Source organism: Rossellomorea sp. QJM3NY_18 (assembly GCF_056173145.1).
The window spans coordinates 3,200,216-3,214,082 of sequence record NZ_CM149659.1 but is presented as its reverse complement, the minus strand read 5'-3'; the positions used below and the strand labels follow the sequence as shown (position 1 = coordinate 3,214,082).

15 protein-coding genes are annotated in these 13,867 nt (G+C 41.3%); 13 read left to right on the top strand and 2 right to left on the bottom strand.

The genetic code is table 11. The annotated features are described in order from the left end of the window. The first annotated feature begins 1 nt into the window (after position 1). Positions 2 to 463: an NUDIX hydrolase gene (locus AC0VXY_RS16630; protein ID WP_475525919.1), complete on the top strand. Its 462-nt coding sequence runs from the start codon at positions 2 to 4 to the stop codon at positions 461 to 463. 98 nt (positions 464 to 561) lie between these two features. Here AC0VXY_RS16630 and AC0VXY_RS16625 read toward each other — a convergent pair whose 3' ends face one another. Next, the gene (locus AC0VXY_RS16625; protein ID WP_475525918.1) at positions 562 to 1,101 is read right to left on the bottom strand and encodes a PadR family transcriptional regulator; all 540 of its coding nucleotides are present in this window, start codon (positions 1,099 to 1,101) and stop codon (positions 562 to 564) included. After that, positions 1,098 to 1,940 (bottom strand): sialate O-acetylesterase, encoded by an 843-nt coding sequence (locus tag AC0VXY_RS16620; RefSeq protein WP_475525917.1) that lies wholly within the window; start codon positions 1,938 to 1,940, stop codon positions 1,098 to 1,100. The genes AC0VXY_RS16625 and AC0VXY_RS16620 overlap by 4 nt, the downstream gene beginning before the upstream one ends. A gap of 90 nt (positions 1,941 to 2,030) precedes the next feature. On the opposite strand from AC0VXY_RS16620, the gene bla reads away from it, so the two are divergent. The 12 genes from bla to AC0VXY_RS16560 all read left to right on the top strand — a co-directional run bounded on the left by bla (position 2,031) and on the right by AC0VXY_RS16560 (position 13,855). After that, complete coding sequence (gene bla / locus AC0VXY_RS16615) at positions 2,031 to 2,957, top strand: class A beta-lactamase (protein ID WP_475527889.1); 927 nt, start codon at positions 2,031 to 2,033, stop codon at positions 2,955 to 2,957. A 115-nt stretch (positions 2,958 to 3,072) separates the two neighbouring features. Beyond that, entirely contained in the window at positions 3,073 to 3,648 is a 576-nt protein-coding gene (locus AC0VXY_RS16610) for a dihydrofolate reductase family protein (protein WP_475525916.1), read from the top strand. A 215-nt stretch (positions 3,649 to 3,863) separates the two neighbouring features. Then, entirely contained in the window at positions 3,864 to 4,379 is a 516-nt protein-coding gene (locus AC0VXY_RS16605; RefSeq protein WP_435989780.1) for a hypothetical protein, read from the top strand. A gap of 104 nt (positions 4,380 to 4,483) precedes the next feature. Next, a complete protein-coding gene (locus AC0VXY_RS16600) occupies positions 4,484 to 5,593 on the top strand; it encodes a sensor histidine kinase (protein WP_475525915.1) in 1,110 nt (369 codons plus the stop codon). Beyond that, complete coding sequence (locus AC0VXY_RS16595; RefSeq protein ID WP_475527888.1) at positions 5,571 to 6,260, top strand: response regulator transcription factor; 690 nt, start codon at positions 5,571 to 5,573, stop codon at positions 6,258 to 6,260. Before AC0VXY_RS16600 ends, AC0VXY_RS16595 begins: the two co-directional genes overlap by 23 nt. Before the next feature lie 444 nt (positions 6,261 to 6,704). Beyond that, complete coding sequence (locus tag AC0VXY_RS16590; protein WP_475525914.1) at positions 6,705 to 7,511, top strand: aldo/keto reductase; 807 nt, start codon at positions 6,705 to 6,707, stop codon at positions 7,509 to 7,511. Positions 7,512 to 7,801: 290 nt separating this feature from the next. Beyond that, on the top strand, positions 7,802 to 8,323 hold the full coding sequence (locus tag AC0VXY_RS16585; RefSeq protein WP_475525913.1) for an RNA polymerase sigma factor: 522 nt from the start codon (positions 7,802 to 7,804) through the stop codon (positions 8,321 to 8,323). Positions 8,324 to 8,837: 514 nt separating this feature from the next. Continuing rightward, positions 8,838 to 9,131 (top strand): hypothetical protein, encoded by a 294-nt coding sequence (locus AC0VXY_RS16580; protein WP_475525912.1) that lies wholly within the window; start codon positions 8,838 to 8,840, stop codon positions 9,129 to 9,131. Positions 9,132 to 9,163: 32 nt separating this feature from the next. Beyond that, a complete protein-coding gene (locus AC0VXY_RS16575) occupies positions 9,164 to 9,451 on the top strand; it encodes a 3-isopropylmalate dehydrogenase (RefSeq protein WP_435989786.1) in 288 nt (95 codons plus the stop codon). 190 nt (positions 9,452 to 9,641) lie between these two features. Then, entirely contained in the window at positions 9,642 to 11,762 is a 2,121-nt protein-coding gene (locus AC0VXY_RS16570; RefSeq protein WP_475525911.1) for an MMPL family transporter, read from the top strand. A 48-nt stretch (positions 11,763 to 11,810) separates the two neighbouring features. Next, positions 11,811 to 12,482: a response regulator transcription factor gene (locus AC0VXY_RS16565; protein WP_435989788.1), complete on the top strand. Its 672-nt coding sequence runs from the start codon at positions 11,811 to 11,813 to the stop codon at positions 12,480 to 12,482. Continuing rightward, complete coding sequence (locus AC0VXY_RS16560; protein WP_435989789.1) at positions 12,479 to 13,855, top strand: sensor histidine kinase; 1,377 nt, start codon at positions 12,479 to 12,481, stop codon at positions 13,853 to 13,855. The genes AC0VXY_RS16565 and AC0VXY_RS16560 overlap by 4 nt, the downstream gene beginning before the upstream one ends. Positions 13,856 to 13,867: the final 12 nt, after the last annotated feature.

Genomic DNA, 13,867 nt, shown 5'->3' with positions numbered 1-13,867 from the left:
GATGTCTCAAGATGGAATTGTATTAGTAGCAAGTGTATCAATTTTTAGTCATGATAAAGTCTTGATTATAAAAGAAAATAAACCCAATGCCGTCCATAAGTGGAACTTTCCAAGTGGGCATATAGAGTATGGTGAGGATATTCTTTATTCAGCTAGGAGGGAAGCTAAGGAGGAAACGGGGTTAGATGTAAAACTGATCGGCACGACAGGGGTATATAATTTTACCAGTAATACGAACAATCAAGTCATCTTGTTTCATTTTATTGGTGAGGTTACTGGAGGTACATTAAAGCTCGAAGAAGATGAAATTACCGACAGCAGGTGGATAAAAATGAATGACCTTTTAGCATTTGATAAAGAGGATTTACGGGAACCGCATGTATTAAACCAAATCATTCATAACTTAGTAGAAGAAAACATCTATTCAATTAGCGTAATGAATGAGCAACTTTTTAAGGGCTAATAAATTATCGCCTTTTCAAATATAGGGTAAGCCACGGTGCCGATCCCGTTGGCTCTAAAAATCACCTATCAATTTTGGATAGGTGATGTTAGTTTTATTTAATCAGTATCTGCTTCTATATCTGCCTTCAATTCCTTAAACCATTTTAAGTTCACTAAATGGTGAGAACGGGAATTTTCATTCATGCGACCAAAATAATCAATCTTACCAGGTAATTTCTCAATGGTAGCTAAGTATTCATCGAGAAGAGCAATTCTGGCTTCAGTTTGATCAATTTGGGATTGGATTAAGTCTACTAATTTGTTTTTATCGAATACATCTGCAAAGAGTAATGCGCCATAGACTGGTAAGTTGACATACTCGGATTTCGTTCCGTATTTGGCCATTAATTTATCAAATTCATCTATTCCTAAAGACGTGACTTTAAAGGTGTGAATGTCACGACCGTTGTTTGGACGTCCTTCATGTGTTTCTTCAATCAACCCTTTTTCTTGGAGTTGTTGCAAATTGTAATAAAATGATCCTTTAGTAAAATTGACGATATATTTATAATGTCGTTTTTCCATTAAGCTTAGTAGCTCATATCCATGTGCGCCGGGGTTTTGAATAAGTAAGCCAAGGATGAGTAAGGGAATCAAGGTTTCATCACCTTCGCCATCTGTGCTTCGAATTCAGCGTATGTGATTTTGCCCAGAGCCAAATTCATACTGTGAATATACATTTGTTCCGTTTTCGAATAGGTATGGTTGATCGTTAGTGATTGATTTTCATCCGAAAGGGGCCCTGAGATATGACGCTTTTTCGAAAATGCCTCAAAGTAGCGAAACCCGAATTTTCGTTGGGAAACGGCGTTCAAATGAATACCATCCGGATTGGAAGTTAGACCTTCTGCCGATACAAAATAACAATTTGGCTGCTCATGAGCAAATCGACGCAATTCTTCGTTGATTTCTTGAAACTCTGATGAGTACTTTCCGAAACCTTCTTTCCCTAAGAATTGACCAAGCTCACCAATGATCAATGGGACCTCTTGAAGGTTTAATTCGCTGCGTAACGTTTCAATGATAAGAGATAACTTTTCGTAATAGGTCTCATGGAGAGAATGATGGCTGTCACTTTCACCTTGATGCCAAAGGATGCCACAAATTTGACTGGTTTCAAGAGCAAAGCGGGCTTCTGACAAAGCATGTCGGAAAAGAGTGCCTTGCGGGTGCCAATCGTTCAAGGAACTGCCGCCTTCCGCACAAGGAATCAACCCGATTTCATCATCCGGGTTGGCTTTCGAACACAGGTCTGCAAAAGAGGCTGCCAGACTTACACCAGCCACAGGACGATCATAATTAATGGGCTCTGTCATCATTTGCCACTGACCGTTGCGAAGCATTTTTATTTTTTCATTATAGATCGGTTCTACCTCATGCAAGAATCCACGACCTGCCATATTCGATTGCCCTAACATTAAAAAAGATTTGATCATTTCATTTTCATTCCTTTACACAATAGTCTAATTAGACTAAGCTAGTATAAAGTCTAATTAGACTATTGTCAATAAAATAGGAGAGGAATGATGATGTTGAAAAGTGTCAGAATGTTAAAAATCTGGATGTGTGTTGGACTGTTAAGTTTAAGTCTTATCGGGTTAAGCCTCGTTGGAGACGGATTAAAGCAGGCGGAGGCAAAAGAAAAGGGAGACGAAACACAAGGTACAAGTCATGGGTCTGCTCATAAGTTCATGCAACTCGAGAAAAAGTTTGATGCACGGCTCGGCGTCTATGCTATTGACACCGGTACAAATCGCACGGTGGTCTATCGACCTGATGAACGGTTCGCTTACACATCCACCTATAAGGCTTTGGCTGCAGGGGCAGTGCTACAGCAAAACTCGATTGACGAACTTGACGAGGTCATCACCTACACCCAAGATGACCTGGTCACGTATTCGCCCATTACTGAGCAACACGTGGATACCGGGATGACCCTTAGGGAAATTTGCGATGCGGCTATCCGGTACAGCGATAATACCGCGGGGAACCTTTTATTGCAGGAACTCGGAGGACCTGACGGCTTCGAAAATACACTGAGGCAAATCGGAGATCAAGTCACCGAGGCTGATCGCTTTGAGACTGATTTGAACAGTGCCATCCCAGGAGACATCCGTGATACCAGTACAGCAAGAGCACTTGCCACCAGCCTGAAGGCTTTCACCGTCGACGACGTGCTCCAGGAGGGTAAGCGTACACTCCTAACCGATTGGATGCGGACGAATACTACTGGGGACGAACTGATCCGAGCCGCTGTACCTAAAGGATGGGAGGTAGGCGATAAATCCGGAGCAGGAGACTACGGAACGCGAAACGATATTGCTATCGTTTGGCCGCCGAATCGAGCTCCCATCATCATCGCGATCCTATCCAGCCGTGATACTAAGGATGCTGCCTATGATAATGAACTTATAGCAAAGGCAGCTAAGGTCGCACTGAATGCTTTTAAGTGATTTTCCGAAACGTTCTTTAATCTTTTTTTAAAAATGAATTCTTCTTAGTTTGTTTGTTAAGAGGAAGTTAAAGTATAGTGTTGTTACTATCTATCATAAAAAAGGAGAATCCAAAATGAGAAAACTTGTTCTATTTTTGCACGCATCGCTTGACGGTTTTGTAGAAGGGCCGAAGGGGGATATGGACATTGGCTGGGTTTCCTACGATGCTGATCTTGAGAAGCACGCGAAGGAAATTCTGAGTACTGTCGACACCGTCATCTGGGGAGGTGGGACATACCAGATGATGCACAGTTATTGGCCATCTGTCTCTTCGAACCCATCAGCTTCACAGCATGAAAGAGATCATGCCGAATGGATCGAAAAGACAGAAAAAATCGTATTTTCGAGGACACTGGAAAAAGTCGAATGGAACAATTCCAGACTGGTCAAAGAAGATGTCATGAAAGAGATCAACAACCTCAAACAGCAGCCGGGTCAGGATATGGTCATACTCGGAAGTCCAAGGTTGGCACACTACCTTATGCAGCTTGATTTAATAGATGAGTATAAAATGACAGTTTCTCCCGTTCTGATCGGGAGCGGGCTGCCGTTATTCCAAGGTATCAAAGAAAAGATCAATCTTAAGCTAATTGAAAACAAGACATTTGACTCTGGGGCCATAGGGCTCGTTTACCAGACGATTAAATGACCTTGTTTCCCAAAATGAGTTTTCAAAGTCAGCACGAAAAAAACATACTTTTCAGATCTTCATTCGACGTGATCCTTATGGGATTACGTCTTTTTGTAAACAGCATTTAAGAATTAATTAAGAACTACATAAGAAATCATTTAGAATTGCTCCTTACAATGAGTACATGTCAGCCGTTAAGGTGACAAAAACGAATTTGAGAAGGAGTTTTTTACATGTTCAAAAAAGTAGGTTATTACTCCGTTTTATCCCATCTTTGGATCCAGTGGATCATATTGGGGGGCATCTTGCTTAATACATTTATGGTCTATCCGAATATTTTTCACAACGTACCGGAGACATTGGAATCATCCATGGACTGGATGCAAGTCGCAAGTCCCCACACATACTTTCCGCCATTGGGGTTTGTCAGTATCCTGACGGGTGTCCTGGCAGGAATCTTTGTGTGGAAAGTGAAACCGGCAAGAAAATGGGTACTCTTCAGCCTGATGGCCATCATATTAGAAGGGGCAGCCTCCATTCTTTTTGAGTGGCCGCGGAATGAAATCATGTTTATTGAAGGTGCTGACGTCCATTCTGTTGAATTTCTAAAACAAACGTTAAAGGAATTCAAAATCGTCCATTGGTTCAGGGTTATGTGTAATATCTTTGGTTCATTGTTCATTTTTATCGGGTTTATTAAGTTCGATCGTTTTGTGACAACGGAAAATCTAGGGGAGAATCGTAAATAATATGAACGCTTGCCGGACAGTCCGTTTTATGCAACTGGAGAAACGTCCGGCATTTCCGATACTTATATTGGAGTTGTGATGTTGAAAGAGGAGGTGACAGTGCGATGTCCTTAAAGAAAAGACTGGTTTTATCGAATATCGGAATGATTTTTATCCCTATACTCAGTTTAATCATTGTCGAACTTGCTGCCGGGTATTTGTTTTTTTATGTGCTTGGAAAGAAGCCTGAAGGGGAGGATATGCACGTCTTTCAAACCTTTCGTTTTGGGGCGATGATTGTGATACTCTTCGTCACCAACGCGATCCTGACTTATTTTATTTCCAGGAGTATTCTCGAACCAATCAAGAGTTTATCCCTGGCAGCAAAAAGGATCAGTGAAGGGAATCTTGATGACAGCTGTGCTTCAGAGAAGAAGGATGAATTGGGGGAACTGTCCAATACCTTTGAAGACATGCGGTTGAAACTGAAGGAAGCGGCTGCGGTTCAACATCAGTACGAGCTGAATCGTCAGGAGCTCATTGCCAGTATTTCGCATGATTTGAAGACGCCACTGACCTCGATCAAAGGATATGTGAGCGGCATTCAAGATGGAGTGGCGGGCACTCCTGAGAAACTGAATCGTTATATTTCCAAGATTGAAAAAAACGCTCATGATATGGATGCTCTCATCGATGAACTGTTTCTCTATTCCAAACTGGACCTTGAACAAATTCCATTTATATTTGAGAAGATAAAACTGGATGATTATTTTCATGACTTCATTGAAGAACTCTCGTTAACCCTTGAACAAGACCATGGGAAAGCGGTACTGATCCATGATCCTCTAAAGTCTTACGTTGTGGAGGCGGATAGGGAAAAATTAAACAGGGTCGTCATGAATATCACACAAAACAGTCTGAAGTATATGGACAAATCAGTGAAAGTAATACAGGTCATCCTCAGTGAGAGCATGAATGAAGTCCAGGTGGAAATCAAAGACAATGGGAGCAGAATCCTGAAAAAGGATCTATCCAATATCTTTGACAGCTTCTACCGAACAGATGAATCGAGGAATTCAGCCACGGGAGGCACTGGGCTCGGACTGTCGATTGCCAAAAAAATCATCAAAAACCACGGAGGGGAAATCTGGGCAGAGAGTGAGCCGGGAGTGGGGACGAGCATTTATTTTACATTGAAAAAGGTGAATGAGCGTGAAGAAAATATTGATTATTGAAGATGAGATGGATATTGCTGAACTGGAAAGGGATTATTTAGAGGTGAACGGATATGGCAGTGATATCGCTTCGACAGGGGAGGAAGGGTTGAGCCTTGCAAGGACATATTCATACAACCTCATCCTGTTAGATTTAATGCTGCCTGGAATCGACGGATTTGAGTTATGCAAAAAGCTGCGGGAATTCTTAGATATTCCGATTCTTATGGTGACCGCCCGAAAAGAAGACATTGATAAAATCAGGGGATTTGACCGCGGAGCAGATGATTATATCGTGAAGCCCTTCACACCGAGTGAACTTGTTGCCCGGGTAAAGGCGCATATGTCAAGATATGACCGATTAATCAGTAGGGAAGCCCCGAAAGATGAAATCGAAATCAAGAACCTCAGGGTGGACCTCGATTCCCGGAGAGTATACGTGGACAATGAAGAAAAATCATTAACAGCAAAAGAATTCGATTTATTGGTGTTCCTGGCCACCCATCCTGACAGGGTCTTCTCAAAGGAACATCTATTCGAAAGACTCTGGGGATATGATTCTTTCGGGGACATCACGACGGTCACCGTCCATATCAGAAAAATCCGGGAGAAGATTGAAAAGGACCCTTCAACCCCTGAATTTATTGAAACCATTTGGGGCGTAGGCTACCGATTCAAGAAGCAATAGGAAATCCACATTGATTCATGGGGATCTTTCCCCCAATCATTTCCTTATTGATAGCGAAACAGGTGAACTGACAAATAGCCAATAGTGGATCGTGGGAATCCCAGGCCCCGTGGTACCTTTTTTACTCTCGGACAAAGAAAATCCGACACTGTGGCATGATTATCTGAATTCTTGCATGATTGCCTCTGAAACCCGCACGATTACTTGTGGAGCCGCATGATTGTTCCAAATCCCGCTTGATAAATGTGAACCTCGCATGATTTTTTTTCAGACCTCTTTTCAAGGGTAAGAGATTGAGTGGCTAAACGGTTGAAAAAGAAAATTTAGAGGAAATACATCCAAAAAACTCCCTTCTTTCATATTTCTTTTTGAAAATTCTATAATTTGATATGATGGACTTTGTAAGCAGAAAAATTTGAGTATACAGAGGGAGTGCTTAGACATATGGAATACATCACGCTTAATAATGGGCTGAAAATGCCAATTGTAGGTACAGGTACAAATACGTATGGGAAAGAAAATAATGAATATAACGCGGCGTTAACAAACGAAATTCCTGAACTTCTATCAGCACTTGAGTTGGGGTACCGGTCAATCGATGCAGCCATCGTTTATCGAAACGAAGAACTTGTCGGAAGAGTTTTAGCAGAAAGCACAGTGCCTCGGGAAGAGTTATTTATTACGACAAAAGTTCCAGGCGATGAAAAATATATTTCTTCAAAGGAAGCGACTCGTGCAACAATCGATAACAGTCTAAAAAACTTTCAAACCGACTATCTTGATCTGCTTCTTATTCACTTTCCTATCGAAGACAAAGGACAACTTCAAAACACTTGGGAAGTCTTTGAAGAATATTACGAAGCCGGCAAACTAAAAGCTATCGGCGTTTCAAACTTTGGAAAAGAGCATCTGGAAGAATTGAAATCATTCGCTAAAGTGAAGCCAGCAGTTAATCAAATACAAATCAACCTAACAGAACCTAACAAAGATCTTCTCGCTGTATTAAAAGAAGAGGGCATTGCACCGGTTGCATGGGGACCTATGAAAGCCGAAGCCCATCAAAAAGAGGTTTTGGATGAAATCGGTGAATCCTATAAAAAATCTGGCGCACAAGTTTTATTAAAATACCAAATCCAACGTGGTGTGATCGTTATTCCTAAATCTCACAACCGCGAAAATCAAGCATCTAATCTAGATCTTTTCGATTTCGAATTGTCTGCAGAAGATATGAAAAGAATTGAAAACTTATAATTTGTTTGTCCATCATCCTAGTGATATTGATAGTATCGCTACGATTTTGATTTATTAAAGCAATGAGATTGGCGGAGTACGGCTTTTTAGAGAATGGGCATTGCATAAGTGAAGAATAATTGAAATAATTAGGATTAGTATATATTTAACAAAATAAGGTAATCCGAAAGGTGTTTCCAAGTAGACTGGTTACACCTTTTTTTAATACATAAAAATTTTTATGAAAAGAAGCAACTTTTTGTATCCCCACACGTCTCACTAATGAAGCTGATCATTAGAAAGGAATATTCATGAAAAAATACTTTAGGAAAGACACGTTCAGTTTAATTGAAAAAGAATATACCATGAACTATTCCTACTTGAAAAATTTTTTGGTGAAGCTGACTAATGACCAGAACCTAGCTGAAGATGTAGTGCAGGAGGTTTTTTCAAGATTGTTAAAAGAACCTGAAAAAATCTTGGAAGTTCAATATATAAAGAGTTGGCTAGTTTCAGTGTCTAAAAACATTTTGATTGATCACTATAGGAAAAAGAAACCCCACTTGTTAGATGAAGTGGATCTAATGGAAAATCTCCTTGAGGATCATTTAACACCTGAAAAGATTACCATGAGAAAAGAAATTTTCGATGACGCTCTTTCTAGTATCAGTAAAGAAGAAAAGACGATCTTTTTGGCGAAGGAGTACTATGGATATAAGTATGAAGAAATATCGACGCTTATGGGGTTACCTGTTTCCGCAATCAAATCCAGATTATTCAGGGTAAGGAAAAAAATACTCTCAAGTTTAGAGAGAGGTGAAAGTATTGAATGAACATCAAAAAATTCATATCCTTTGTAATGAGCTAATGCCACTATATAGTGAATTGGATCAGCCAACACAAGAAATTATGGATGAACATGCTGAACACTGTAAAGCATGTAAGGAGTCCATTCATAGGTTTAAGTATACTTTTTCTGAAGAAGTATCACCAGAATTCAAGGACCATTCGGTAACTATCAAGCCATTCAAAAGTCTTATTCTATTTAAAACCTTACTTACTGTATTCTTTATTTTAATAAGGGGAGTAGTACTTGGCCTCTTAACAGCTAATTGGATAAACCATTACAGTAATGAGCAACCGGCACTTCTTATATCTAGTCTGCTGCTTTATTATTTCCCTCTAGTCACATTAATCAATTCAATTAACTTTGTGTTTTTTAGGAATAAATGGTTCTGGATAATGTTGAGTATCGACATTTTGATTTTATGTTTCTTTGACAATATGATTATTTAACTAAAAATGGAGAGTGATTTAATTATGAAAGGTTTAGCTATTACCGGAGGGTTGCTGGGTATAATCCTACCCCTATTTGCTCAATTGTTTGCAATGATTGATGATTCATATACATTTGGAAATATTGGATTTTTAGGTGTGATCAGTGGAATAGTGGCTTTAATTGGTGCATTCCAGATCAATAAGAGAAGCAAGCTGGCAGTAACCTTACTTATCATCTCTTCCATTGTAGGATATTACTCAGTCGCAATCTTTTACTTGGTACCAGCTATCATCACGATGATTGCCGGGGTTTTACTTCTATTTAAAATAAGTAGGGAGGGTAAGGCATCTCAATCGTTATAGGTTTTTATTATTATTGAAAATGGAGGTGTGAAATGGCTACTTTCTTTATCACACTAATGGGCATTTTTATCGTAATGGCAAATGTTTATGGATTCATAACTTACAAAAAGAAGCAAAATTTATTTTCTGCTGCGTTTTCAATATTTTTATTAGCCATTGTATTTGGGGGAATTGGTGCGCTGTTGGCACTGGCTATTATTCGTGATCCTTTTGCGATATTTTATGGGTTGAAAGTTGGGTACTATTTGTTGATAAATAGCTTCATTGTTTTGTTTATTGCAATCATAGTTACATTTATAAAGAAATTCAGCAATGGTTAGAGTTGCTGAGACCATCTTTCAAATTAAATTAGAGAGGCGTCTGTTTTAGAATAGATGATTATTTCTTAATAGGGCAACACGTTTTCTTTCACCGGTGAATGATTTCCCCCTCTCTGTAAACAAAAGTTGATATAAAGTTTATATTCAGGCTTTACAATGAGTAACGAATTACATACGAGGAGGTTACATAATGAAAAAATGGCTGTATCCCATTACAGACTGGGTATCGACAAAGCGGGGGATGTGGATGACGATCATCGTCTGGCTTGTGCTGATGATAGGGTTGAGTGCAGGGCCTAAGATTGGTGATTATCAAGTGAGTAATTTTCAATCACTCCCTGATGAAGCGGCGTCGATGATCGCTGACGATAAAATAGAAGAGTTATTTCCAAATGAGCAGGGAACTCCCGGTATCCTTGTGTTCCATAATGATTCCGGTGACATCAAGTTGGATGAAGTCAATGAAATTCTAAAAGGGATCATGGATGAGGATATTAAGGGGATTGATCGTATTGTTGATATCAGTAAGCTCCCCCCTCAAGCTCTGGAAGGGTTTATTTCCGATGATGGATCAACGGTGATCGCCCCGATGGAATTGGAAAAAGGGCTTGGAAGTAAGGATTATTCTGAAATCAACGACCGTGCCTCGGAAGTCGGTAATAAAATTGCGGATTCTTTCGAAGACACGAAATTCTATATAACGGGTCCTGCGGGGATTGCTGGGGACGCGACGAAGCTGTTTGAACAGGCGGATGTCGTTCTATTGCTTGCGACGATTGTGATTGTATTGGTTTTACTCATTGTCATTTATCGTTCACCGTTGCTGGCGTTCATTCCACTTCTCGCGACGATCATCGTCTATCAAGTGGTAAATCAAAGTGTGGCTCTGATGGGGGCTGCCGGGTTGGAAATCAATAACCAGACAACTTCGATCATGAGTATTCTACTATTTGCGGCCTTGATTGATTACTCCTTATTTGTGTTTTCCCGATACCGGGAAGGGCTCCTTCAGGTGGAAAGTAAATATGATGCCATGAAGAATGCCATGCGTGCTACGGGAGAGCCTGTCTTTTTTGCCGGTGGTACGGTGCTTGCGGCCATGCTGGTTTTATTCTTTGCGAATTTCCGTGATTATCAGAACTTTGCCCCGATCTTTGGACTGGCTATGTTCTTTATTATGTTGGCGTCGATCACGCTAGTACCTGCACTGTTTACGCTGTTTGGGCGGAAGGCGTTTTGGCCGAAGGTACCGAAATATGGTCAGGAACAAATAGTGAAACACACGTTTTGGGGATCGATTGCCAAGTTTGTGGGGAGAAAGCCATGGCTCAGTGGTGGATTGGTCGGAATTTTCCTAGTAGTGACAGCGATCAATGTTGTGAATATTGAGTTTGAGTTCGATACAGTCAAGAAATTTCCTAAAGATTTACCATCTCGTGTCGGATATGAGATCGTGGAGTCGGGGTTTGATAAAGGAGAGCTTGCTCCTTCTACTTTACTCATTGAAAGTGATGAGGCCCTTACACAAGAGAAGACGGCTGAAATCAAGTCTGAATGGGAGAAATTGGACGGGATTTCATCGGTCCGGATATCAGGACAAACAGAAGATCATAAGGCAGTGAAATTGAGTGTTGCTTTTTCCATGAATCCCTATTCAAAGGATGCCATTGACTTTATGGAAGATCTGAGGGAATCGACACCTGATATGCTTCAGGACCTATCCATCGATGGAGAAGCGTATTATGGGGGTGTGACGGCAAAGCTTGTAGATGAGAGGGACCTGAATAATAAAGATATCGTGACGATTGTGATCCTTGAAACGGTCCTTATTCTGGGTCTCTTATTTGCCCTTACCCGTTCAATTAAAATGCCTCTTTATATGGTGGGAACCATCCTGCTATCATATGTCTCTGCATTGGGACTTGGAAGCTTCCTGGTGGATGTGTTGTTTGGTTATGATGCACTCAGTACACGGGTGCCTGTTTACGCCTTCATCTTCCTGGTGGCATTAGGGGTTGACTATAATATTATCCTCGTTTCCCGATTTATGGAGGAACGGAAGACTCATGGTGTGAAGAAGGCCCTTGAAATCGCTATGACAAATACAGGTGGCGTAATTTCATCTGCAGGGATCATTCTGGCCGCCACCTTTGCAGCCCTGACAACGATGCCGATTGCTGACCTATTTATATTTGGTTTCATGGTGGCCGTCGGGATTCTGATGGATACCTTCCTTGTGCGGGGAGTGCTGCTGCCGACGTTGATTTTGGCATTTGAAAAGGATCATCAAACCTCTCATAATAGTCAATAGTAGACATACGAAGGTTACCTTTGTGTTGAGCAATAGGAGGTTCTATCGATGAAAATTCTGGTTGTGGATGATGATGTCTATATACAACAACTTGTTTCCATCCATTTAAGCCGTGAAGGATACCAGGTATATAAAGCGAATCATGCTGATGAAGCATTGAAGATATTAGAAGAAATGACGGTTGATTTAGCTGTAGTCGATGTGATGATGCCGGGAATGGACGGTTATCAACTGACGAAGATCTTATCACAGGATTATGACATTCCAGTGATTCTTTTGACGGCAAAGGGACAGTTGGACGATAAGGAACAAGGCTTTTTGTCCGGATCGGAAGATTATATTGTAAAACCCTTTGAGGTCAAAGAACTGTTATTCCGTATAGCTGTCATCCTGCGACGAGTGGAACGGGCAATGGAAACGGTGATCACGGTAGGGAATGTGAAGCTTGACCGGAAGAACTTCGAAGTGGTGATCAATCAAGAAACCATCCTGTTTCCATTAAAGGAGTTTGAATTGTTGAGTATCCTTGCATCCCGGGCCCATAAGATTGCCCCTCGTGCTGTATTGATCGAGCACGTGTGGGGGATTGATTATGAAGGAAATGAACAAACGCTCAATACCCACATCAACCGGATCCGTGACCGCCTTAAGAAATATGAGGCCACAGTAGAAATCCTCACCGTAAGAGGGATCGGCTATAAGCTGGAGGTCACGGGATGAGGACGCTCTACCGAAAATTCGTTGTTGCGACCCTCTCTATCCTGACCATCAGTGTCATTACTGGTTTCATTCTGGCAAATTGGGTTTACATGACGACCACTAAGGAGAAAATCGATCGTCAAAACGTCGAGGTAGCAGAGGAAATCGTGTCGAGTCTCGAGGGGATGCACGGTCACCAATCTGCTCTGTCTCCATATTTGGAATCGGTCGGGAAGCTGGGTTATCAGGTTCTCGTGATCGATGAGAAAGGGAGAAAAACGTTTTTTGGAGAGCCATTTTCTAAGACCGATCTTTCTGGGGAGGCCCGGAAAGTGTTGGAGGATCAGGAGATTTATCATGGAATGAGTGAGGATTCCAGTCGGTCCTTCGTGATGGAACACTTTTCTAACGATGTCCGGAATACGGTCGGGGTACCGTTTACGTCTAATGGACAACAATATGCACTGTTTATGCGTCCAAACAACAAACTGCTCTTCTCTGATATTCACATGATTCTCGCCTGGTTCGTTTTAGCGGTTTCAGTCGTCAGTATCATCGGGATGATCTGGTTTGCCAAACATTTAATCCAGCCCATCACCCAGCTGACGGAAGCCACAAAGGAATTGACCCGCGAGAACTTCCATTATGACTTGACGATCAAGCGCCGGGATGAAATCGGACAACTGGCACAAAGCTTCACCACCATGCAGAGACAACTGAAGCATAATAATGAAGCCCGTAAATCCTTCATTAATAATGTGTCCCATGATTTCCAATCACCCCTGATGAATATTCAGGGATATGCCGACCTATTGAAGTCGGATGTGGCAGAAGAAGAGAGGAATGAGTATCTCGAAATTATTGATCATGAATCCAAGCGTCTATCTCATTTAACGAAACAATTATTAATCCTCACTTCCCTTGATCAGAAAGCCTACCCGATGAACTATTCCGAGGTTCAGGTGGAGGAACAGATCAAGCAGGCCATCCGCAGATATCAGTGGCTAATAGAGGAGAAGGGCATCGAGGTCTCGTACAAGCTGCCTTCCCGTCGATTTAAATATGATGCCGAACTGATGACAAATGTGTGGGATAACCTTATGACCAACGCCATCAAATATAGCGGTCGTGGAGACAGTATATGGATTGGATTGAACGATAGAGGATCAGACCTGGTTATCACGTTTAAGGATAGCGGTATTGGAATGTCAGAAGAAGAGATGGGGCAGATCTTTGACCGCTTTTACCGTGTTGATGCAGCTAGAAAAAAGGGAGGAACCGGTCTCGGTCTCTCAATTGTCAAGCAGATCATCGACTTGCACAAGGGGAATATCACTGTTCAAAGTACAGTCGGGGAGGGAACGATCTTCACGATCACCCTTCCTTCTAAATAAAGAAATAATGGG

Bases quoted from the DNA above. Each gene is read 5' to 3' on its own strand.
- AC0VXY_RS16560 (WP_435989789.1), top strand. From the start codon at position 12,479: ATGAGGACGCTCTACCGAAAATTCGTTGTTGCGACCCTCTCTATCCTG.
- AC0VXY_RS16590 (WP_475525914.1), top strand. From the start codon at position 6,705: ATGGAATACATCACGCTTAATAATGGGCTGAAAATGCCAATTGTAGGT.
- AC0VXY_RS16565 (WP_435989788.1), top strand. From the start codon at position 11,811: ATGAAAATTCTGGTTGTGGATGATGATGTCTATATACAACAACTTGTT.
- AC0VXY_RS16570 (WP_475525911.1), top strand. From the start codon at position 9,642: ATGAAAAAATGGCTGTATCCCATTACAGACTGGGTATCGACAAAGCGG.
- AC0VXY_RS16610 (WP_475525916.1), top strand. From the start codon at position 3,073: ATGAGAAAACTTGTTCTATTTTTGCACGCATCGCTTGACGGTTTTGTA.
- AC0VXY_RS16575 (WP_435989786.1), top strand. From the start codon at position 9,164: ATGGCTACTTTCTTTATCACACTAATGGGCATTTTTATCGTAATGGCA.
- AC0VXY_RS16600 (WP_475525915.1), top strand. From the start codon at position 4,484: ATGTCCTTAAAGAAAAGACTGGTTTTATCGAATATCGGAATGATTTTT.
- AC0VXY_RS16620 (WP_475525917.1), bottom strand. From the start codon at position 1,940: ATGATCAAATCTTTTTTAATGTTAGGGCAATCGAATATGGCAGGTCGT.
- AC0VXY_RS16630 (WP_475525919.1), top strand. From the start codon at position 2: ATGTCTCAAGATGGAATTGTATTAGTAGCAAGTGTATCAATTTTTAGT.
- AC0VXY_RS16585 (WP_475525913.1), top strand. From the start codon at position 7,802: ATGAAAAAATACTTTAGGAAAGACACGTTCAGTTTAATTGAAAAAGAA.
- bla (WP_475527889.1), top strand. From the start codon at position 2,031: ATGATGTTGAAAAGTGTCAGAATGTTAAAAATCTGGATGTGTGTTGGA.
- AC0VXY_RS16605 (WP_435989780.1), top strand. From the start codon at position 3,864: ATGTTCAAAAAAGTAGGTTATTACTCCGTTTTATCCCATCTTTGGATC.